This is a genomic window from Marinilabilia sp. (genome assembly GCF_016278715.1).
Classification (GTDB): Bacteria; Bacteroidota; Bacteroidia; order Bacteroidales; family Marinilabiliaceae; genus Marinilabilia.
This window is the reverse complement of record NZ_JADQBH010000290.1, coordinates 1-21,928: the sequence shown is the minus strand read 5'-3', so window position 1 is coordinate 21,928 and position 21,928 is coordinate 1. Positions and strand designations below refer to the sequence as shown.

At 41.0% G+C, this 21,928-nt stretch carries 18 protein-coding genes and 1 pseudogene; 7 read left to right on the top strand and 12 right to left on the bottom strand.

Translation table 11 applies throughout. The features are described 5' to 3' along the window. From QZZ43_RS17785 to xseB, 4 genes are all read left to right on the top strand, one after another. On the top strand, positions 1–198 hold a 198-nt coding region (locus tag QZZ43_RS17785; RefSeq protein ID WP_291862083.1), incomplete at its 5' end, for a hypothetical protein. 55 nt (positions 199–253) lie between these two features. Next, positions 254–1,102, top strand: a complete 849-nt coding sequence (locus QZZ43_RS17780; RefSeq protein ID WP_291862082.1) for a toxin-antitoxin system YwqK family antitoxin — start codon at positions 254–256, stop codon at positions 1,100–1,102. 12 nt (positions 1,103–1,114) lie between these two features. Then, complete coding sequence (gene xseA / locus QZZ43_RS17775; RefSeq protein ID WP_291862080.1) at positions 1,115–2,518, top strand: exodeoxyribonuclease VII large subunit; 1,404 nt, start codon at positions 1,115–1,117, stop codon at positions 2,516–2,518. Between the two features lies 1 nt (position 2,519). Next, positions 2,520–2,720 (top strand): exodeoxyribonuclease VII small subunit, encoded by a 201-nt coding sequence (gene xseB, locus QZZ43_RS17770; protein ID WP_291862078.1) that lies wholly within the window; start codon positions 2,520–2,522, stop codon positions 2,718–2,720. Here the strand turns inward: xseB and cdd are convergent, their stop codons facing one another. Then, positions 2,721–3,209, bottom strand: a complete 489-nt coding sequence (cdd, locus tag QZZ43_RS17765) for a cytidine deaminase (RefSeq protein ID WP_291862076.1) — start codon at positions 3,207–3,209, stop codon at positions 2,721–2,723. Between the two features lie 512 nt (positions 3,210–3,721). On the opposite strand from cdd, the gene QZZ43_RS17760 reads away from it, so the two are divergent. After that, entirely contained in the window at positions 3,722–4,576 is an 855-nt protein-coding gene (locus QZZ43_RS17760; RefSeq protein ID WP_291862073.1) for a glucosaminidase domain-containing protein, read from the top strand. A gap of 158 nt (positions 4,577–4,734) precedes the next feature. Next, a complete protein-coding gene (locus tag QZZ43_RS17755; protein ID WP_291862071.1) occupies positions 4,735–5,148 on the top strand; it encodes a PAS domain-containing protein in 414 nt (137 codons plus the stop codon). 783 nt (positions 5,149–5,931) lie between these two features. Here the strand turns inward: QZZ43_RS17755 and fmt are convergent. From fmt to QZZ43_RS17705, 11 genes and pseudogenes are all read right to left on the bottom strand, one after another. Next, the gene (fmt, locus tag QZZ43_RS17750; protein WP_291862070.1) at positions 5,932–6,879 is read right to left on the bottom strand and encodes a methionyl-tRNA formyltransferase; all 948 of its coding nucleotides are present in this window, start codon (positions 6,877–6,879) and stop codon (positions 5,932–5,934) included. 201 nt (positions 6,880–7,080) lie between these two features. Next, the gene (locus QZZ43_RS17745; protein ID WP_291862068.1) at positions 7,081–8,346 is read right to left on the bottom strand and encodes a bifunctional 3,4-dihydroxy-2-butanone-4-phosphate synthase/GTP cyclohydrolase II; all 1,266 of its coding nucleotides are present in this window, start codon (positions 8,344–8,346) and stop codon (positions 7,081–7,083) included. Positions 8,347–8,473: 127 nt separating this feature from the next. Next, complete coding sequence (locus QZZ43_RS17740; protein WP_291862066.1) at positions 8,474–9,946, bottom strand: LptF/LptG family permease; 1,473 nt, start codon at positions 9,944–9,946, stop codon at positions 8,474–8,476. A gap of 202 nt (positions 9,947–10,148) precedes the next feature. Then, positions 10,149–10,538 (bottom strand): START-like domain-containing protein, encoded by a 390-nt coding sequence (locus QZZ43_RS17735; protein WP_291862064.1) that lies wholly within the window; start codon positions 10,536–10,538, stop codon positions 10,149–10,151. A gap of 861 nt (positions 10,539–11,399) precedes the next feature. Further along, positions 11,400–11,645: pseudogene (locus QZZ43_RS19650) on the bottom strand (nucleotidyltransferase substrate binding protein); the annotation flags it as partial. Positions 11,646–11,731: 86 nt separating this feature from the next. Beyond that, on the bottom strand, positions 11,732–13,492 hold the full coding sequence (locus tag QZZ43_RS17730; protein ID WP_291862063.1) for an ABC transporter ATP-binding protein: 1,761 nt from the start codon (positions 13,490–13,492) through the stop codon (positions 11,732–11,734). Between the two features lie 89 nt (positions 13,493–13,581). Beyond that, the gene (locus QZZ43_RS17725) at positions 13,582–15,330 is read right to left on the bottom strand and encodes an ABC transporter ATP-binding protein (protein ID WP_291862061.1); all 1,749 of its coding nucleotides are present in this window, start codon (positions 15,328–15,330) and stop codon (positions 13,582–13,584) included. A gap of 39 nt (positions 15,331–15,369) precedes the next feature. Then, positions 15,370–16,734, bottom strand: a complete 1,365-nt coding sequence (locus QZZ43_RS17720; protein WP_291862059.1) for a glutamate--cysteine ligase — start codon at positions 16,732–16,734, stop codon at positions 15,370–15,372. A gap of 56 nt (positions 16,735–16,790) precedes the next feature. Beyond that, positions 16,791–17,801: a glutamate ligase gene (locus QZZ43_RS17715; protein ID WP_291862058.1), complete on the bottom strand. Its 1,011-nt coding sequence runs from the start codon at positions 17,799–17,801 to the stop codon at positions 16,791–16,793. A 931-nt stretch (positions 17,802–18,732) separates the two neighbouring features. Further along, entirely contained in the window at positions 18,733–19,473 is a 741-nt protein-coding gene (locus QZZ43_RS17710; protein WP_291862057.1) for a response regulator, read from the bottom strand. Positions 19,474–19,506: 33 nt separating this feature from the next. Further along, positions 19,507–20,298 (bottom strand): LytTR family DNA-binding domain-containing protein, encoded by a 792-nt coding sequence (locus QZZ43_RS17705; protein WP_291862056.1) that lies wholly within the window; start codon positions 20,296–20,298, stop codon positions 19,507–19,509. A 458-nt stretch (positions 20,299–20,756) separates the two neighbouring features. Here QZZ43_RS17705 and QZZ43_RS17700 point away from each other — a divergent pair. Then, positions 20,757–21,928, top strand: a 1,172-nt coding sequence (locus QZZ43_RS17700) for a DUF6051 family protein (RefSeq protein WP_291862055.1), incomplete at its 3' end; no start/stop codon positions are given.

Genomic DNA, 21,928 nt, shown 5'->3' with positions numbered 1-21,928 from the left:
CCCCAACCTCAAAGCGGTTGGTTTTATAACAAATACTTTCACCCTTTTACCCTTCTAACTCTTCAACCATCCGCCCCTTCCACCCTTCAAGTCACACCATACTCCACCCACCATGCTCCACGCTCCATGCTCTCTGCCCCATGCCCCATGCCATGTGCTTTTTTGTTTTTTATTCAGGAACAATTAATACTTTTGTAACTTAACAGATAACTCAATTTGCACAATAATTGCAGTGATTATATAAAACAAGAATATGACTCGTCAATTTCTGATAATAATTTTTTTATTGCTGATGTTTTTGTCAGCGCAGGCCCAGGTAGGATTGTTTGACAAGCCGGAGGCTATCCAAAAGAAGACCAAGACAGAGCAGGAATATGAGAACCGTCGAGATGAAAAAGGGCGCCGGCAGGGCGATTGGATGCGCTATCATCCAAACGGAAATCCTGCTTACAAGGCCCGATTTAAGGATGATCAGCCCATCGATACTTTGACTCGTTACTACAAGAACGGCAAAAAATATGTGGAGATTGTCTTTGATGATGATACCAACCGCGGAAAGGGAAAGTTCTACTCGGAAGGTGGAAATCTGCTGGGCGAAGGTTTTTTTCTAAATATGCAGAAGGATAGTATCTGGCATTTTTTTGATATGGAAGGAAATCTGAAAGCCAAGGAAGAGTTTCAGTTTGATGAAAGAGAAGGAAAATCTGAAATTTACTTTGATTCAGGAAAACTTGCCGCTGAGGTGTCGTACTTTAAAGGAGAAAAGGAGGGAGAAGAAAGGCGTTACTATCCTGATGGAAGTCTTCGTGTAGTTATAAATTATGAAAATGGTAATTTGAATGGTCCCTACTCAGTTTATTTCGAAAACGGACAAAAAGAGATTGATGGATTTTATAAAGATAATCTACGCGACAGCACTTGGGTGTTTTATGATGCCCTTGGAAGAAAGAATTTTTCACTCATCTACGAAAATGGGCTGCTGCAGAATGAACACCTGATGAACGATAAGGAAAAAAAGGAATTCCGGCAATATGAGGAGAATCGGAATAAACTGAAAGACCCCGAGAACTTTATTACCAATCCTGAAGAATACATGCGTTAAGAAAACATCAGAATGGGCCAGGAAGCCATCACATTATTTCAGTTAAATCAAAAAATTAAAGGTGTCCTCGATGATGCCATGTTGCATTCTATTTGGGTGAAAGCCGAGATAGGGGAATTGCGGGTAAACCGTACCGGACATTGCTACCTTGATTTAATTGAGAAAGATGAGACAAACGACCAAATAAATGCCCGTTCGCGTGCCATGATCTGGGCACAGAACTACCGGATGCTTAAAGCTTACTTTGAATCTACCACCGGGCAGGTGCTGGGGGCAGGACTAAAAGTTCTTGTGAAAGTCACTGTTCAGTTTCAGGAAGTTTTTGGCTTGAGCCTGATCATTTCAGATATTGATCCATCCTATACCATGGGCGATCTTGCCCGAAAGAGACGTGAAGTACTGATGCGTTTGGAGGAGGAGGGAGTTCTGGAGATGAATAAAGAGCTTGATTTGCCCCCTGTTATTCAGAAAATTGCCATAGTTTCATCGCCCACAGCTGCTGGTTATGGCGATTTCATCAATCAACTGGATGCCAATCCTTATGGTATTAAGTTTTATCATCATCTCTTTCCTGCAGTCATGCAGGGTGAACGTGCTGAACAATCTATTGCCGAAGCATTCGACAGCGTGTTTGAGCATATTGGGGTTTTTGATGCAGTTGTGCTTATCAGAGGGGGAGGAGCAACCATTGATCTTTTGTGTTTTGACAGTTATTGGGTAGCCTATCATATTGCGCAGTTTCCTTTGCCTGTGCTCACGGGAATTGGACATGAACGCGACGAATCGGTGGCCGATTTGGTGGCCAATACATCCCTGAAAACCCCCACAGCAGTTGCTGCATTCCTGATTGAGCGCGCCGGCGATTTTCTGACCATCATTGATGAAAAGGCGAAGATAATTGCTGAAATGGCCCGTGATCTAATTCAGGAAGAGAAGCAACGAACCGAGCAGATTGCCACGTCTTATGTTCCGGGCGTAAAATTGGATTTGCAACGACGCACAGGTCGGCTGGAGCGCCTGATCGGAAGACTACCTTTATCTGTTTCTCGACGCATGGGGGAGGAATCCAACCGGGTGATGAGAATGAAAGATAAAATATTTGATACAGGCGGACAACTGGTGAAAGACCGTAAAGCGGCGTTACTGCGCTATCAACAGAGCTTGCTGCTCCTGCCTAAACATAAATTATCGGAAGAGAAACGCAGAATTGGTTATCTGGAAAATACCTCCCGGCTCAATGATCCGGATAACCTATTGAAAAAGGGCTATTCTTTGACATATCTGGATGGGAACCTGGTGAAAAATGTTTCCGGAGTGAAACCCGGAGATATTGTAAATACACGGTTCTACGATGGAGAGTTGTTAGGAAAAGTTGAGATGGTGAAAAAGAAAAATAAAAACCAAAATAAGAAATAAGATGGCTCAGAAGAAACAGACGTACAATCAGGCCATTGCCGAGATTGAAGAAATTCTCGAAAAAATGGAAAACGAAGAACTCGATGTTGACGAATTGTCAGACAAAGTTAAGCGCGTTTCAGAACTGGTTCGTTTCTGTCGCAATAAGCTTAAAAACACCGAGGAGGAGGTGGAAAAAGTCCTGAAAGAGATGGAGGAGTAATTATAAAAAATCAGATTGAAAGTTAAATGGCAACAACCAACCTGCCTGTTCAATCCTGATAATTTTTTTCTTTCCTGCCATAATTACCGTAAATGGCCGATCGAATCGTTTTTCCCATTCCACAAAGACCTGGCGGCAGCTACCACATGGGGGCACCGGCTCGTCGATCGGTTGTTTGTTGCGCAGAGCTGTAATTGCAATGGCTTTTACGGCTACATCCGGATATTGAGAGGATGCATAAAACAGGGCCACTCTTTCGGCACATAATCCGGATGGATAGGCCGCATTTTCCTGATTACTACCCGTTATAATTTTTCCGTTTTCAAGAAGTAATGCTGCTCCTACCCTGAAATTTGAGTATGGGGCATAAGCTCTGGTTGCTACTTCACCTGCTTTTTCGACAAGCGCTTTTTCCTCCTTGTTTAGCTGGTCGGCAGATTCGAATTTTTCAAAAGGGAAATTATAGATATGCTGAGGATTTACTGACATAGAGTTTTTTTCTTAAAAATAGTGGTTTTTACGCAACAGTCAAAGAAGTTCATTCGTTTAGATGGTCATGCTTAGGGTTTGTTATGAAATAAATTGACAGATTTAACGAAGTAATTTTGTTCTTTGCCGACTTGAAAATATTGCGAAAAGTGAGCTGTTTGATGGATTTTCAAGGAAGTTAAGGGCAGAAGAAGAAGTTTAAAGCGGCAAGTTCTTTCGGCACAATCCCTTTGGTAAAAAACGCTTGTTCCTACTAATTGTGAAACTTCGTTTTTATATATTTGTTGCAGTTATTTTTTTGCCGGATAATGTTTTTATCTATGAGTAGTATAAAAGGTATATTATTGTCAGGATTGACCCTGAATATCTAAGATTTTGGCACTTAAGATGTTTTTTAAACTGGACTCATCTATAATTTACGAAATAAATTTACCATGTCGTTAAGAGCTTTTTTGATCAACATTTTTTTGTTCTTTGTTTTTATTAGCTTGTCGGGTCAAACATCTTCCCGCATGACACCGCATGATTATATTGAGAAATATAATGAATGGGCAGTGATGAATATGAAGCGGACAGGGGTTCCAGCCAGTATTACTCTGGCTCAGGGAATGCTTGAATCAGGCAATGGAAACAGCCGCCTCGCCCTTGAGGCCAATAATCATTTCGGAATTAAATGTCATGACTGGACCGGTGAAAAAGTTTATCATCACGACGACAGAAGAAATGAATGTTTCAGAAAATACAATTCTGTATATGATTCCTATGCCGACCATGCCAAATTTCTCACCGGCCGCTCTCGTTATGCTGGTTTGTTTGAGCTGGATGTAACGGATTATAAAGGATGGGCCAGAGGCCTAAAAAAAGCCGGGTATGCCACCGATCCGAATTATGCCAAACGGCTGATTGATATTATTGAGAATCATGAGCTTCATTTGTTCGACGAAGCCGGTGAGCAGGAGACTGCTTGGAGAAGATCTACAGAGAGAGGAAGTTCGGCGGGAAGACATGAAATTGACCCCTTTACCAAACATGAGGTGTTCTACAACAATGGAGTTCGGTACGTGAAAATAAAATCCGGTGATACCTTCTCCTCCATAGCCAAAGAATTTGGACTGAGAGACTGGGAATTGCCACGCTACAACGATCTGGGTGCTGAACGTGGAAGAGTAACCGAATACAACTATCTCTATATTCAGCCAAAAAGGAAAAATGCACATCCCGATCATAAATCCCATCTGGTTAGAGAGAACGAAACAATGTTTGAAATTTCCCAGATTTATGGAGTTAAAAAACGTAGTCTCTATAAGTTGAATGAGATGCCCGAAGGTAAAGAGCCACGACCGGGAGATCGAATTAAACTCCGGTAGTTTTGTGTAGAGAAAATCCCTGATTATTAAACAAAATTTGATTTTTCTGGTTACTTAGATAAAATCAAGTAGAAACTGAATCTGCTTTATTCATCAGATTTCATGATTAATAAATTGTGAAACGAAGTCTGTTAAGCAGGTTAAATAAATAATTGAATATGGGACGAATAAACATTCACAGAACCAAAGAAATTAAATCGGAGATCTCTGAAAATCCTCAAAAAGCACAGGAAATTATTGATGCAGAAGAGGTGTTGGGCATTTGTGTTACCGACGACAAAGGTTATTACGTGCATGTAAATCAAAGGTATAATGACATCTACGGCTATGCGCCCGGAGAGATGAAGGGGAAACATTTTACCTCTGTTGTACCAACGGAAATGCATGAGAAATTACAAACAGCCCACGATATGTTTATTAAAAATGAGTACGAAATTGTTCGTTACTGGGATGTGGTGAATAAACGAGGCGAAACCATTAAAATTCAAGCCGCTGCGGCCTTTTTTAATAACATTTTAAATAACAAGGGAAAAGGACACAAGGTGACATTTGTTTACCACGATGAGGAATGAAAGATAAAAGTTTTTTAACCACATAAGAAGATATTGGCAGATGGCAGGTGGAGAATCTGCTCTGCCATCTGCCAATATCTGTACCCCTTCGTGCTCTCTGTGGTAAACCCCGTTTCGTAGCAACCCCCGTGTCCTCTTTTTAACCCGCTACCTGCCCTTTCAGGGCGCAAATCGTGCTTCGAACTTCTTACCCGTGGCGGTGCCCCGGGCTGTGTTCAATTGGGCTTTCAGCCCGTTTTTCTGCTTCTCGCTTTTACTTTAAGACAAAAATCTGTGGTATCCGCGGATTGAACCATATCAGACATATTTGAAAAGTTTAAAATTAACTCTGTACTCTCTGTGCCCCTCCGTGGTCCCTGTGGTTAAACTTCTCAAAGGACAATTCTGTCACCCCTGCCGGGGCTCTGTCTTTTTTATTACAAACATTCTTTCTACCATACTGTCGCCCCGCTGGGGCTTATCCATCATGAAAAGAAGAGCCAAAACACTATCCGTCTTAATATATTGATTGGAAAACAATTGGCAATGCCCGGATCTATGGTCTCATATTCTCAAACTCTCTGCTCTCTGCTCTCTGCTCTTATCTCCATGCTCCTTGCTCCATGCTCCATGCTCCTTGCCTTAACTGCCGCCCCGCCGGGGCTAATCCAAAGCTTCAGGTAATTTCGGACATTCAGCCATCTGTCAATTGTTACGGAGTGAAGAATTTCATTGTTAATGGCCTATAAGGCTATTGGCAATGAAAAAAACTGTAGTGATTTTTTGTACAGTCTCATTTGTTTTTTACTCAAAGCGGGAGCCTTCTTCAATTTTGTGGCCTCTTAGAAAATCTGCTGTCTTCATTCGTTTTTTTCCTGCCATTTGGAGTTCGTGAATTTTTAAATCGCCACTGCCTGTTCCCACTAAAATCAATTTATGGTTGTCGCAATAGATTTCACCGGCTTTTAATCCGTCAGAGTCATTCTTTTCTGTTTGGAAAATCTTAACCGATGCTGTTTCCCCGTCAGGAGTAATTAGTTCGGTCCATGCAGTGGGATAGGGACTGAGGCCTCTCACCAGATTGTGTATTCTTAAGCTGTCAGCACTCCAATCGATGCGGCAATCTTCTTTGAATATTTTGGGTGCCGGTTTTAATTCTTTTTTAGGCTGAGGAACAGGCCTGACATTGGACAGAGAAACTGCTTCAACTGTTTTTACTACCAATCGGGCCCCGGCTTCCATCAATTTATCGTGAACCGACCCGGCATCGTCATTGCGGGTAATGGGCACTTCTTCCTGAAAAATTATATCTCCGGTGTCGATTTCATGTTTTAGAAAAAATGTGGTGACTCCTGTTTTTTTCTCTCCATTGATGACAGCCCAATTGATTGGTGCTGCTCCGCGATATTCGGGAAGGAGCGATGCATGGAGATTAAACGTTCCTTTTTGGGGCATATCCCAGACCACCTCGGGCAACATCCTGAATGCTACAACAACCTGTAGGTCAGCATTCAGAGATTTTAATTCGTCCAGAAATTCCGGTGCTTTCAGTTTTTCGGGCTGCAGGACTTTCAGTCCGTTTTCTTCGGCATATTTTTTTACCGGTGATGGGGTGAGTTTTCTTCCTCTTCCTGCCGGTTTATCCGGGGCTGTAATCACTCCAACAATATTGCTGCCGGCATCTACTAATGCTTTCAGACTTTCGGTGGCAAATTCGGGCGTACCCATGAATACGATTCTTAATTCCTGCATGACGAATGAGTTTTCAACAAAAATAATAAAAAATAGTGCCTTATAAAGTGAGCAGCTTCGAAAAGGATGAAGGCTTTGCCAAAATGCCCAATGTTTTGTGTTAAAAAAAAGCCGGCTTCCTGCCGGCTTTTCGCTTCGTTTATGTTGGTTCTCCTGACTTAAGCCGGGAGTTCTTTTTTTGGGGAATCTGATATTTGGGGGTTATTCTGTATTTTTCTTGGTATCTGCCGATTTATCCTTGTATTTGAAGAACTTGAGGTTATGTCCCATACGTTCTTTTTTTGTATGCATGTAGAATTCGTTGTATGGATTGGGTTCTACTTCAATTGGAATGTTTTCCACAATGGTGAGTCCGTAGCCTTCTAACCCAATTCGTTTGATGGGGTTGTTGGTCATCAGGCGCATTTTTACCACTCCCAGCTCTCTCAAAATCTGTGCGCCTACACCATAATCACGTTCATCGGCTTCAAATCCCAGGTCGGTGTTGGCATCCACGGTGTCACGCCCTTCTTCCTGGAGTTTGTATGCTTTTATTTTATTCATAAGTCCAATGCCGCGTCCCTCTTGATTCATATAAACAATGACACCTTTTCCTTCTTTTTCAATGGTTTCCATTGCTTTTTTCAGCTGTTCGCCACATTCGCAACGCATCGAACCGAAAATATCACCTGTAGCACAGGAGGAATGAACTCTCACCAAAATAGGTTCATTTTCATCCCACGTCCCTTTTATCAGTGCCATATGTTCTAATCCATTGGATTTTTGCTTGAAGGGGATGAATTGGAAATCGCCGTGATTGGTGGGCAAATGTACTTGTACGCCCTTTACAATAAGGCTTTCTTTCTTAAGACGATAGGCAATCAAATCTTTGATGGTGATGATTTTCAGTTCAAATTTCTTGGCAATCGTCATCAACTGGGGGAGTCGTGCCATGCTGCCGTCATCATTCATTATTTCAACCAGAACGCCTGTTGGAGATTGTCCTGCCAGGCGCGCCAGGTCAACTGTTGCTTCGGTGTGTCCGGCCCGGCGTAGCACACCTCTTTCTTTGGCTTTCAGGGGGAATATGTGTCCGGGACGTCCAAGGTCTTCGGGCTTTGTTGCCGGATCACTAAGTGCTTTGATGGTTTTGGCTCTGTCGGACGCCGAAATTCCTGTTGTACAACCCTGTCCCAACAAATCAACTGAAATAGTAAACGGGGTGGCATGCAGGGACGTGTTTTTTCCCACCATTAACTCCAGTTCCAACTCATCACAGCGTTCTTCGAGAAGAGGAGCACAGATTAAGCCGCGCCCGTATTTGGTCATGAAATTCACCTTCTCAGGAGTTATCAGTTCTGCAGATGCAATAAAATCGCCTTCATTTTCACGATCTTCGTCATCTACTACAATGACCAGTTCTCCTTTGCGGAATGCTTCAATTGCTTCATCAATCGTGTTTAGCTGAATATCGGAAGTGTTGCCCATGGATTTAATAGGTTGTCATTTAAAGATTGCAAAATTACACAAATAATTATCAGTCACAATGCCAGATGTCATTAATCATTGATAATGAAGTGTAAAAAAATCTAAGCTGTTTGATTTATACTCTTGATTAATTCCATTTCTTTTTTCTCTTAAATTTCCCGAGAAATTTTTGAAAGAATATAACGTAGGCATCTGAGTTCATTATGGCAGAATCGGTGGCCGATTTGTAAGTCAGAAATATACCCAGTGGTAGCAATACGGCAGACGAAAGCCACATCCCCTGATGAACCATCCAAACTCCTTCCCGGGCCATTTTTGCTCCCATAGTATCAATGATATAGTAGGCAACAAAGAAGAGAACCGAAATCACCACCGGCATACCAAGACCTCCTTTTCGGATGATGGCACCCAGGGGGGCTCCGATAAAGAAAAATATCAGACAGGCAAAAGGAAGGGTAAACTTACGATGCAATTCCATTTTGTGCCTTCGAATGTTGGTTTCCTGTCTTTCAATGAATTTCATTCGCTCGTCGATGGTACTTTTGGTATTTCTAACCTGACGCAAAGTCATGTCCAACACCATTTGTTTTCGGCTGTTACTGAGGCTTTCAAAAATACTGTCGATATTGATTGCTGTTGTGGAATCAATTTCTGAGAAATTACGATTACTCCCAGGATTGGTAGAAGTTCTTTGTGTTTTATGCCGAATCTTTGAAAAATAAAAGGAGCGGGAACGCGATTCAAGGTTGTTAATAAATTTGTCTTTTTCCCTACCGATAGAATCTAAATCGTGATAGATTTGTTTCAGATTCTTCATCCGGTCACTATGCTTAAAAAGGGTTTCGTCGGTTTTGGAGAAGTCGAAGCCTTTTAAAGGAATGATAGCTGTTTGAGTGTCAAAGTAGTCGGTTCGGAAAAGATGTTCCTGAGTGTTTCGACGATTTTTTTCGAGACCAACCTTTTCATCATACCGCACCCCGTTGTAGAGAATCAGCTTCAGAAATTTTTTGTCGTCCGACATTAGAAGCTTTCCTGAATCGGCCAGGGTGACATTGCTGTTGCGGGCATAACGATCGCGATGGTCATAAATCATTACGTCGTAAAGCATATTTTTTGAAGGGTCTTTTTTACGTACTTTGATGCTGAAGTCGTCTACTCCCTGATAAAAAACATTTTCCTTAATGTCCAGTTCCAGTCGGGTTTCTTTAACTCCATGAAGGATAGAGACCAATTTAAGATTGGCTACCGGCAATACATTATTGGAGAATTTATAAGCTCCATACGATATCAGAACGGTGAGAATAATGAGAGGAAGCATTATTTTTGGCAACGATATTCCTGCGGATTTCAGGGCCGTAAGTTCATAGTTTTCTCCCAGATTCCCGAATGTCATTAGCGATGCAAGCAATATGGCCAAAGGAAGCGCCATGGGAACCACCTGCAAAGAAGCATAAAACAACAACTCTGTCAGTACATCCCACTCCAGCCCTTTTCCAACCAGATCGTCCACATAGCGCCACAAAAACTGCATGACCAGGATGAACATGGAGATAAAAAAGGTCATAAGCAAAGGGCCAAGATAACTTTTCAGAATAAACAAGTGGACTTTCTTTATCAACATTATTGTGTTCCGTTAATGTACAGGCAAAAAAAAGCATTCAAAATATGTACCACATTTTGAATGCAAAGTTAATGAAACAAGTAGCATTTTGATGGGAATTGTGAGCCAAATTAGCTTAGTCTTATTCAAAAGTTGTGGTTGATTAAAACAGTTCAATTCCCTGTCTCCGATAATGTGCTGTTTAGGAGGAGCCCAACCCGTGCTTTAACACATCAACCTGTTGATCCCAAAGTTCGGTGGTGTCGTTTTTATCTTCAGGCTCTACATTGTCGGTAATAATTAAGGCAACATCTCCGGTCAGTTCGTCCACATTGATCTCGAACTCAAACCAGATGCCCTCCATGCCTTCATCCAGCCACTGATAGCGCACCATTTTGTTCTCTTTGCGTAGGGTTTGTTCGGCTTTTTGTTCACTTCCTTCCCATATAAATGTAAAAACCTTTCCTTTTACATTTACATTATCGGCAAACCACTCTGAAAGACCACTTGGGGTGGCCAACCGGTTAAAAAGAATTGCCGGCGAGGTGTTGAGCATATATTCAAGCTCAATTTTTTCTAAATTGTCTGCCATTGCAAATAATATTTTGGTTTTCTGGTTACAATATAGTGGATTTATCCAGAAAAAAAAATTGAGCTCTATTTTGTTCCTTTTTTATGAACATTACAAGTTAACTTAAAGAATAGAAGAGTGAATTTAAAGAATTAAATGTGCTATAATTAACTGGTCCTAAGTGGGTTGGAGTGAATTAAGAATGGGGCGTTTTTGTTTAACGATGGGAAATGTGCAGTTACTCTTCTAATAGATTATTTTTAAGCATTCCTCACTGAATAAAGCAGGCTTAATACTTGTTATTATGAATGGAACCACAATTATGATGGAGAGACTACAGCAAAGCTTAGGTTATTGCGGTTATCGGGGGTATAGGTTTCTTCTATGCTTTTTTATATGTTCTTCCAAATTATTGTTGTTGAGTTGGTGAAATATGGAAATATCGAAAAGGTAGGGGGTGTTTAACTCATCAATTTCAATGCTGGTTTTTGAGTGTATGTCTTTGGTAAAGAGCGCTTTCGATTAGGGTGGTGTCAATGCCGGACCCTTCACGAAAATTTCCTCTGGTCCGGGAACCTTAAATTGTAACTTTTTATATTTCAGGGTGTTTTCGAGACACAGAATTTATTCTTTCAATAATTTTGTCACTTAGCCCGAATTTCATTTTAATTTTTAGGTTATTAGCTTTTCCTGTTTATCGTGCGTGGTATTTACAAAGAATTCCCTATTAGTTGAAAATCATAATAAGTTTTCCATGTTTCAAAATAGTTGTTCCATCTTTCTGTTAAAATCTCTTAGAAGAGGTGTATGAGTGGTCACGATCTTTTTGAATTCATGTTCTAGAATTGCTTCCTCATAAGTGTGAACCGTGGTAAGGCGACTTTAAATTATCTCCATCCAAGGCTGACCTTTCGGGACGAGGTCTTTGTTAAATGCCTCTTTTGCGGTTCTTATGGAGCCTGATGTGTTTTTTATTCCTTCATATTCAAGAAAATCCTTCATGACTTTCCTGGCCAGTTCATGTGTAAATTCAAAACGCTGTGTGATTCCTTCTTTAATAATGCCATCTGCAAAATCATTGTTTGTTTCAGTGGCCCCAGTCAGCTTTCTTAAAGCTTTCTTATAATTTTGGAACCGTTGTTTTCAGCGAATTTTTTCATTTTATGATTTTTCTTTTCTTTAAAAGTATTAAAAATCAGCAAAGATTTGAGTGTCTAGTTGATTTTTTCTTCTTCCCAGCTTTGAACCAAATGAGCATATTTGCCTCCTTGATTCACCAGTTGTTCATGAGTTCCGCGTTCAATGATCTTACCTTGTTCTAAAACCAGTATCAGGTCGGAATGTCTGATGGTGCTTAGCCGGTGTGCTACGGCTATCACTGTGCGGAAAGAGAAGATGTTTTCAATAGCTTTCTGGATGTAATTTTCTGTCAGTGAATCTACGGCGCTGGTGGCTTCGTCCAAAATGATGAGTTCATTGTTGCTACTGATGGCGCGGGCAAAGGAAATGAGTTGCCCCTGACCTTTTGACAGGTTGTCGCCGTTGTCCTGAATTACATAATCCATTTTCCCGGGCAACTGATTGATGAAGCGATCGGCATAAACAAATGAGGCCGCATTTTGTACATCTTCTTCGGTAATGTATTCACGCCCCAACGCAATGTTAAACTTGATGGTGTCGTTGAACATAAAGATGTCTTGTTGCATCAGCGACATCGTATTCCGAATTTCTGCCAGGGGAATGTCTCTCAGCTCCCTTCCGTTGATTTTAATGGAGCCCCGGTAACCTGTATATGTTTTGGTGAGAAGACGGATGATGGTGGATTTGCCCGAGCCGGTGGTTCCTACAAGGGCTATGCGGTCGCCTTTCCGGAGTGTGAATGAAATATTGTTTAATACATCCGGAGTGTCTTCGGTGTAACGGAACGAAACATTCTCAAAAGTTATGTCTTTCAGCTCTGAAGGATTCGGCTTTTCGGGTTGTTCTTGCTCTTCTTCTGTTTCCTGCTTAAATAAATGACTGATGTGATCCAGTGCCGAAAGTGCCCGTTGGATGGTTGATATCTGCTGGGCGAATTGGCGCACGGGAATAAAAAGACGACCTAAAGTGGTGATGAAAACAACCAACACCCCCATAGTGTAGCCATAATCCCAAACCTGGATGGCTCCATAAAAGAGAACCAGTGCGGTGGCAACGGATGTGATGCCCTCAACTATGGAGTAAAGAGCCGAATCATAAATATTAGAGCGGTTTTGGGCATCACAGTAAGTTTTGTTGAGGTTGTTGTATTTGTTCCAGGATTCGTTTTCAGCATTGTAAAGCTGAATCGTTTTCATGCCATTCAGAGATTCTTGTAGATAGGCTGCTGATTTAGCCAGACTGGTACGTGATTCATCGTAGGCTGCCCGGATTTTCTTGCGCAGATATCGCATAACCAGTACTATCAATGGCACCACCAGAAGCAACACAAGTGTTAAGCGCCAGTTGAGGTAAAATAAGTAACCCACCAGGGCCGTGGTTTTTATGCTCTCTGATAAAAGTCCCAGAATACCCGCAGCAAACGATTCGCTGATGGATTCCATATCGCTTGTCAGCCGGCTCAGGGTGACTCCGATGGGATTTTTGTCGTAGTAACGCATGGGGAAGCGGATGGCTTTGCCAAACAACTCACGTCGCATGTCAACAATGGCCAGTCCTCCTGCTTTAGAAAAGGTATAACTATATAAACCGTCAAACAACAGATTTATTAAAAGAACCCCTGCAAGAAGCATGGCGTATGTTTTTAATCCGGTGACATCTCCCGGAACAATGTAGTCGTCAATGATCCGTTCTACCAGCCATAAGAACAAAATACTTGCCACGGTAGTGACAGGAATAGATGACACACTGATGATGATCCATTTCTTATGAGGAACAAAGTATCGTCCGAATTTTTTAATCAGATGCCAGTCTTTATTTGTTAATAGTTTGGCCATGGTATTGTATCCTAACTTTACAAGATGATCTAATCTCTAACTTTTAATCTTAAATTTAATTTCTAACCTCCAGTTTCAGCTTTCATCACTCAGTTTTCCCCCTTCTGCAATTCCCAGGTCTTCCGGTAAAATTCCGATTTCTTTATCAATTCTTTATGTGTTCCAATGGCTTCAATTCTACCATTTTCAAGAACTATTGTAAAATCTGTTTTTTCAAGAACGCTGGTTCGGTTGGACACCACCAGCAAACTTTCAGCCGGATGTTGTTCAAAAATTTGTTTTATCAGAAAGCGTTCGGTATCGGTATCCACTGCCGAGAATACGTCGTCAAGAATGAGTAACTTACTTGGAGTATAAAGTGCCCTTGCAAGGCTGATGCGTTGCTTTTGTCCCCCCGATAGCATGATGCCTTTTTCCCCAACAAGCGTTTTTTTCTGTTTGGGAAAGCGGTCCAGCTCATCTGCAAATGCACTTTTAAATATGACTTCTTCGAATAAGTTGGTTTTTTCTGCTCTGTGTGACCCGAATGTAACGTTGTTCTCAATGCTGTCAGAAAAAAGAAAGACTTCCTGAGTTACGGTTTTAACGACCGAACGAATGTCTTCACCACTGAGCTCACTCACATCTTTTTCTCCAAAAAATAACTGTCCGGGTCCGGGACGAAGGTAGCCGTTGATAAGGTTGATTAGCGTAGTTTTCCCGGAGCCTACTTTTCCGGTAATCCCTACCACCTGCCCGGGCTCAATATTGAATGAGATGTCTATGAGTTCGGGCCGCTCTCCGTTGTGGAAAGTGTATGAAAGGTTTCGGAACTTTATACCATCATTGAAGAGTTTTTTCTGTTCCTCAGGAGGCTTTGGATTCTTGTCATCATCGACTCCCTTGCGGTCCATGATGGTTTGAAGGCTGGAAATGCCGACAAAACCTTGCTGAAAAACCGTTAAAACCCAACCCAGTCCCATGATTGGTTGCGTAAGTAGTGCTGAATAGGCGATATACTCGGTAAGTTGGCCCAAGGTGAATTCTCCATTGATTACATACAACCCCCCAATAAAAAGGACCACGATTTTAAGAATCTGCTCCAGGTTGGCTAAAAGAGGAATAATGAAAGACCGCACCCAGGTGATACGCATGGTGTACTTAAAAAGGGAAATATTCTCTTTTTCAACCTTGCTCTCGGCCCATTTGTGGATGTTGTAACTTTTGATGACACTGTTTCCCGACAGAAAGGAGATGGTCTTACCGGATAGCCTCTGCAAGGCGTCCATTCGTTTGTGGGTGTTTTTGACCATCACTACCATACCAATTCGTACAATGGCAAAAACAACAACCATGGGCAAAATACAGTACAAGGTAAGGGTAGGGGATAAGTTCCACATCTTGTAGGGAGTCAGCGAAAGTGAAAACAGGATATTTCCGGTTTGCAGCAATCCAAACCCGGTAATCATGCGCACTCCGTTGATGTCGTTGTTGATACGTGATATAATGGAGCCGGTACTGTTTTTATCGTAATAATCTTTGCCAAAAGAGGAAAGTTTGCCGAACATCTCTCCTTTAAGCTGTTTTTCAATCAACCGCCCCGGAACAAATATCAGAATTCTGGAAAAAGTGCGAACCAATATCAATATTAAGGCAAGGCCCAGGATGATTAGAACATAGTTGTAGAAATTGTCGCGATTGGCAGGAACCCCGCCGGATATGATGTCTATGCTTTTTTGAATATATCCTGGAATGGTTACCGAAGTCCATATGGTTAGCCCCAGAAAGATAAAACCTCCTGTGTACCACCATTTGAACCGATGCATATAGCGAATCAGAAATTTTAACTTCGAACGCATATAGTTTTTTGATGTTTGGTTTTTTGAAATTTTGAACGATTACTCCCCCTTCATTGACTCTGCCTGCGGCCAGCACTGCATCAGTTTGGTTATATCGCCATTCCATTCATTCATGTACTTTTGAAGGTGTTTTTCGGCTTGAGTAATACCTGATTCGGCAATTTCGATAATTGGAGCAAGGTATTGTCCTTCATCTTCAATACCAAGTTTTTTTGCCCGACGGGAAAGTCCTGCTGCTGATATTTTCAGCATTTGATGTGCGATATCCTTTATATTCAGATTGTCTGCTGATGCTTTTAGGGCCAGCTTGGGAACTTGCTCCCTCACTTTCCGGATGGTTTCCACATCCCACTTCCGGATGATTTCATAGCTTTCATTCAATGCATCCGTATCGTATAGCAAACCTACCCAGAATGCTGACAGGGCAGCAATGTGAGATACACAACTGGCGTCGGCACCCCGCATTTCGATGAACCTTTTTAGCCTGATATCCGGGAAAACCGTTGAGATGTGTGTTTCCCAGTCCTCCATGGTAGGTTTTAGCGGGTGTTTTCCATTCATGAATGAGCGAAAAGTCATTTTTTCACTGTCAATGTACCGCCCGTCCCTAAGGATAAAATACATTGGGACATCCAATAGGTAATCAACCCATCTCTCAAAACCAAACTCGGTGTCGAAAATAAAAGGCAGGAACCCGCAGCGGTCTGGATCCGTATCTTCCCAAATTTGAGCCCGGTAGCTCAAGTATCCGTTGGGGCGTCCGTGGGTAAATGGCGAATTGGCAAACAATGCGGTGGCTGTGCTTTGCAAAGCCTGGCCTACCCGCATTTTTTTTATCATGTCCTCTTCGCTTTCAAAGTCCAGATTGACCTGAATGGTAGCGGTTCGTGTCATCATGTCAAGCCCTAGATCGCCTTTGGAAGGCATGTAGGCTTTCATTATGCGGTATCGCTCTTTGGGCATCCATTGCATCTCTTCACGGGTTCGTACAGGGTCGAATCCCAGGGCAAGAGTGATAGCATCAATTTCTTTGCAGATATTGCTAAGGTCCTCAAAATGCCTGCGTGTTTCGCAATAAGTTTGATGGATGTTGTTGAAGTTTTTTCCTGACAATTCAAATTGGCCGCCCGGCTCAATGGTGATGGAAGCTCCGTCTTTTTTTAATGCTATTATGTTTTCTGCTTCCAGAATGGGCTGCCACCCTTCATTGGCCATGAGTTGCATTACCTGGCTGATACCTGGCTGAGTTTTGTGGCCCAACCGATGCAGATTATCTTTGCGATAAAGAAATTTCTCATGCTCTGTGCCAATGCCCCACTCTTCAGGTTTTTTGTTCCCCTGTTCCAGGTATTCTATAAGTTGTTGTTTGTTCAAAATTTCAGTAAAGTTGCTGCTTGTCGTCATTTTTTTTAAAGCTAAAACTGCCTGTTCTGATTTGAAAATGATGGTGCAAAGGTATCCTATTTGGAATTCAAAATTGCATCCAGTACATATTTCTCTACCTTGCGGTTTTCTCCAATATAAGGGAAATCATGCATGGAAAGCATGGCCGGGGCATTGAGTTCTACTACAATATAGTTTTTTGCCGAGGCTTCATCCTTCAGATCTTTTATAATGATGTCGATTCCTGCTATTTTAAGACCGGCCGCCCTGGCAGATTCTATGGCCACCTTCTTGTAGTAGTCGGGCATCTCGTCAGTCACATCAATGCTGTCTCCACCTGTGCTGAGATTGGAGTTGTTACGCAGAAAGATTTTTCGCCCTTTTTCAGGAATGTAACGTAATGATAAATTTTGGTTTTTAAGGTGTCGCAGCACCTCATCATCTGTTTTGATTTTCAAAAGCGGATGGGTGTAATCTTCGCCGCGGTTACTGTTCTTGGCTTTTATTAGTTGTTCGATGGTATTTTGTCCATCGCCTGTGATGTTTGCCGGTTCGCGAAACGCAATGGCACGCACTTGATAATCAATTACCAGAAAGCGGTATTCCTGTCCGGGATGATACTTTTCTATTATGACCTTTTTCGAGAATTTAAATGCATTTCTTACTGCTTCCAGCAGTTCATCCCTGGTCTGGATATTGGTGCTCACAGCAATGCCATGATCTGTATCCATGGGTTTTACAACCACTGGGAAAGAAAGAGTTTTAAGGTCGTTTTCATGAGGCTCCTTTTGAAGAAGAATACCTTCTGCATGGCTGATTCCCTTTCGCCTCAGGAATTGCTTGGTCATCCACTTATCATTAGATATCCAGAAAGCAATGAGACTGTTGGCATCAGAAATGGTTCCTTCGTGAATTATGTATTCTTTTCCTTTGTAGTTTACAACAAGGAGGTTGTTGTCTGCATCCAGGATCTCAAAATGGAGATTACGGTCTAAAATTTCTCTGATAATAATTTGAGTTGTGGCTTCGAAATGTTCATATCCTTTGAGTGGTTGAAAATTGTAATTCGAATGGTTTGTCTTTGCCATGTCGGAATTGTTATTTTGTACGACTGCAAAGGTAAGGAATGATCCAGAAAAATGTTCGTTTTCCGTAGGAGCAAATTTTTAGTAGAGAGGAAGAAGCTGATTTGGAATAAATCGAAAAACCGGGTAGCTTTTGTTAGTGCTAAGATGTTTATACCCCATTACATACAAAGAAGAAAAAAACAAAAGGCTACCCGGATTTTTTTAGGGTTGGGTTTGCTTATAGCAAATCCGGTTATTTTTTTTCTGTCACCTGTTTGGTTGATAATATTACCATTCAGGTACTTTATTGGTCTTAAAAAAAGTTTTAAATAATCCGGACAACCTGACTGCTTTCCCTTTAAGACCATGTTCCCCAAAAATCCTCATTAGGATTAAGAAAGAAAAGAAATGAGCCGATTGTCCGGATTCAAGGGCTGGGTTCTTGCATTACAGAAGTCAAAGATGTAGGATTCTTTTGAGTAAAAAAAAGAAAAAGAGAGGGTTTTTCTGAGCAGTTGAGTTTGTTTTCTGAATTGGTAGTTTGGGACAACGAATGAATTGTGGTCTGTTTTTAGCAAAACACGTAATCATCTCAAAATAGGGTTTTTTGTTAGCGGTTTGGCAATTCAAAAATCTAAATCGCAATACACAAAATGCCTATATACCTAAATCTCTTATGTATCTTAAGCATTTGTTCCCAAACAAAAACCACTTAGAATTTTAAATTAATATGGCTTTGTTGGTTATGTGGTTCTGTCGTAAAATGGAGTTAGTTTAATTCCTGGAAATGGCGGATCGGCTTCGGTTCTGCAGCTTTGCTTGCAAAGAATATGCTGCACCTGATGGCTCCTGCCTCTCGCCCTTTTGACCGGGGTGCTTTATATAAGTAAATTGTTAATTTGCCTTATATGGTTTAATCTCCTTATTATTCTCTTATGTGATTAAAAAACATTTATCCAAAAAAAGCATCCAGTGTTTTCATTCCGGTTTTGGTAATATTTAATCCTACTTCAGAGTTTCCATCAAACATTACACACTTTTTGTTGGTACGATTGACTTCTCTTAAAAATCGTGTGTTGACTACGTGTGACCGGGATATTCTGATAAAACTACCGGAATTTATTAACGAAAGGATTTTGCCGATGTTTTGAGCTACATAGTGGCCACTTTCTTTTTCCATCACAATTTTAGTGTAAACATGATCGGCCTCCAGAAAAACAATATCCCGGGGGTTTACAAGCAAGAACCCCGATTGCGTGTTGAAGCGAATGAGTTGATGGTCATTTTTGTTGACTCCATTTTGGGGCATAGGTTGTTCATTGGCATGTGAGGTAAAAGAATTTTCAATCTTCTCGATGCATTTTTGTAATCGTTCACGACTTACCGGTTTCAGGATGTAGTCAATAATGTTGTATTCAAATGCCTTGAGTGCGTATTGCTCATAAGCAGATACGAATACAATTTGTGTTGTACAGCGGTTTTGATACAATTCTTTCGCAATTTCAACACCCGATTTTGAGCCCAGATGAATGTCCAGAAAAAGAACATCAGGTCTCAGTTTTCCAATTTCTTCAACAAGATGGTCGGGAGAGGAGAATTTCCCGATTACTTCAAAATTAAAAAATTCGTTAACCATTTTGCTTAAAACGGAGAGTGCGCCTGGCTCATCATCGACAATTACAACTTTGTACATTAGGTCTGGTTTTGTTGCAATGCAAATTGCTTGTTATTTGTACTTTTGATCAAAGAAATCCTTTACCAAAGTTTGATAACCTCTTGATACCGGGATTTTTTCATTATTCGGACTTTCAATCAGTAAATTCATGGTGTTCCCTTCTTTTTTAACCATGCCAACTCTTTTGGTATTCACTACATAGGACCGATGACACCTTAGCAAAGTAGAGTTCTCAAATTTCTGTTCAATATTTTTCAGTGTATTCCTGATGAGTACTGATTTGGGGTTGTTGTTATGAATATATTTGATGGAAACATAATTGTCTGATGACTCCAGATAGAGGAGGTCATCCAGTTTCAGTGATATTCGCAGTACACCTTTGTCGTCATGAAACGAAATGAAATTGGACGAATGTTTCATTTGATTCAGAAGGTTGTTGAGGCTGATGGTTTTTTCTTTCCAGGCAAAAAAAAGCAGACTGATGACATAGGGTATTAGTAAAATTAAGGCCGTGTTTTGTAAGGCCAGGTAAAAGAGAAACCCAAAACTTCGGGGGTCGTTCATTGTGAATTTCTCCAGAAACCCATACATGGCTGCCATTAGAAGAATTTCTCCTGCAATCATCAGTATGTAATAGCGAACGGTTACTGGTTTTTTCCTTTTTACAAGGAACATCAGGATGACACGGCTTATCAAAACAACCAGCATGCCCACAATGACCAGTAATCCTGAATAGAATATAAATTCTCCAGAGCTTATGTTGTACCATTCCCCGGAACCGAATGGTCTGTAGATATTTATAAAAACATAAGCGAAAAGCGTCGCAAACAGGACCTGTAACACAGTATTCCTTTTTGTGACAAAATAGTAGGGTATCAATTTTGGACCTTTTTTCATTGTCTTTTATATAATACCAACGGTTTAAAGCTTGATTTTCAACTGCTAAATGATGGCCAAAAATAGTGATATTTGTCAGACTTCAGCTATTTTATTGTTTATATTACACTAACGGTGTTTTCGTTTTTATAAAGAAACCTGATTTTTTGACAAGATTGTATGTGTTCTGGCCCTTTGTTTTAGTGTTTCAAAATTAATGATCTTTTTCAATTGTATATTCATTTTTCCGGACTGATTATTTTTTGCAGTTAGGGTGGGTTCATTCACCCCATTTACTTTTCATTCATCCCAGGCTGGTTCCCATTTATCCCAAACTATTGTTGATTACTACATTTAGAGTTCTGATTGTGTTTTTTTGATGTTTATTTGTTCCAGCAGAATGTTTGTAAAATAAACCTTTGTCTATGGGATTGCTTTTTGAACTTCAGAAAACACTTTTTAGCAGATTTGACCTTTCAAAACCTTTTGGACAAATTGATCGGGATGTTGTTTTTTATACCTATCCGTTCGAATCAAATTATGAGGGGAGCCGATTTCATCTGTCAGCACCCGATAGTGTCTTGGCTGAAGACTTGGGAGACGGGTTGTTGGCCTCTGAAAATTATTTCAATCGGTTATTTAGATATGCTATTTTTGAGCCTGTAAAAAGAAAAGAAAATGCTAATGCTATAGTCCTTTTGCATGGTTTGAATGAACGAAAGTGGGGAAAGTACCTTCTTTGGGCTTATAAACTTGCTGAGTGGACAGGAGCTCCAGTTATTTTGTTTCCCCTGGCAAATCACATGAACCGGTCGCCTGAAGCCTGGTCTTATCCCAGAAAAATGAGTGAAGTTTTAAGAAAGCGCAGGGATAGCTATGGGGCCATAGAGAATAGTTCTTTTGCAAATGTTGCACTGAGTTCCCGGGTTGACCGGTCTCCTGAAGTTTTTATCTCTTCCGGCCTGCAAAGTATTCTGGACATAGTCGAACTTACTGCGAAGATCCGTTCAGGTATTCACCCGTTGTTTAAAGCCGGAACTGGAGTCGATTTTTTTTCTTACTCTATTGGGGCTTTGGTAACCGAAATACTTTTGATGGCCAATCCATCAGGTCTGTTTTCTACCAGCAAAGCTTTTTTGTTTTGCGGGGGAGCGACTTTTGACCAGATGGATGCCAGATCCAGAACTATTTTGGACAACAAAGCCTTTGAATCGTTACAGGGATTTGTAAGAAGTTTCGAATTGGTGAGATCTTCCAACAGCTTGTTTGAATTGTTCAAACCTTTTGGGAATTCCATTCGTGAGGTTTTCTTGTCAATGATATCTCTGGAGAACTTTCGCCCTGAACGGGAATATAAATTAAAGTCATTAGCGAACAGAGTAAGGGCTTTGGGGTTGAAACTTGATAAAGTAATTCCCGGTCGTGCTATTTTAGATACTTTTTGTATGGGGCAATGCAAAAATGTTGCCGTGGCCGATTTTGACTTTAAATATTCGCATGAAATGCCATTTCCTATAAATGATGTTTCGGTTGCAGATAAAGTGGAGCAGGCTTTTCAGTCTGTGTTTAGAGATGCATCGTGTTTTCTGAAAAGATA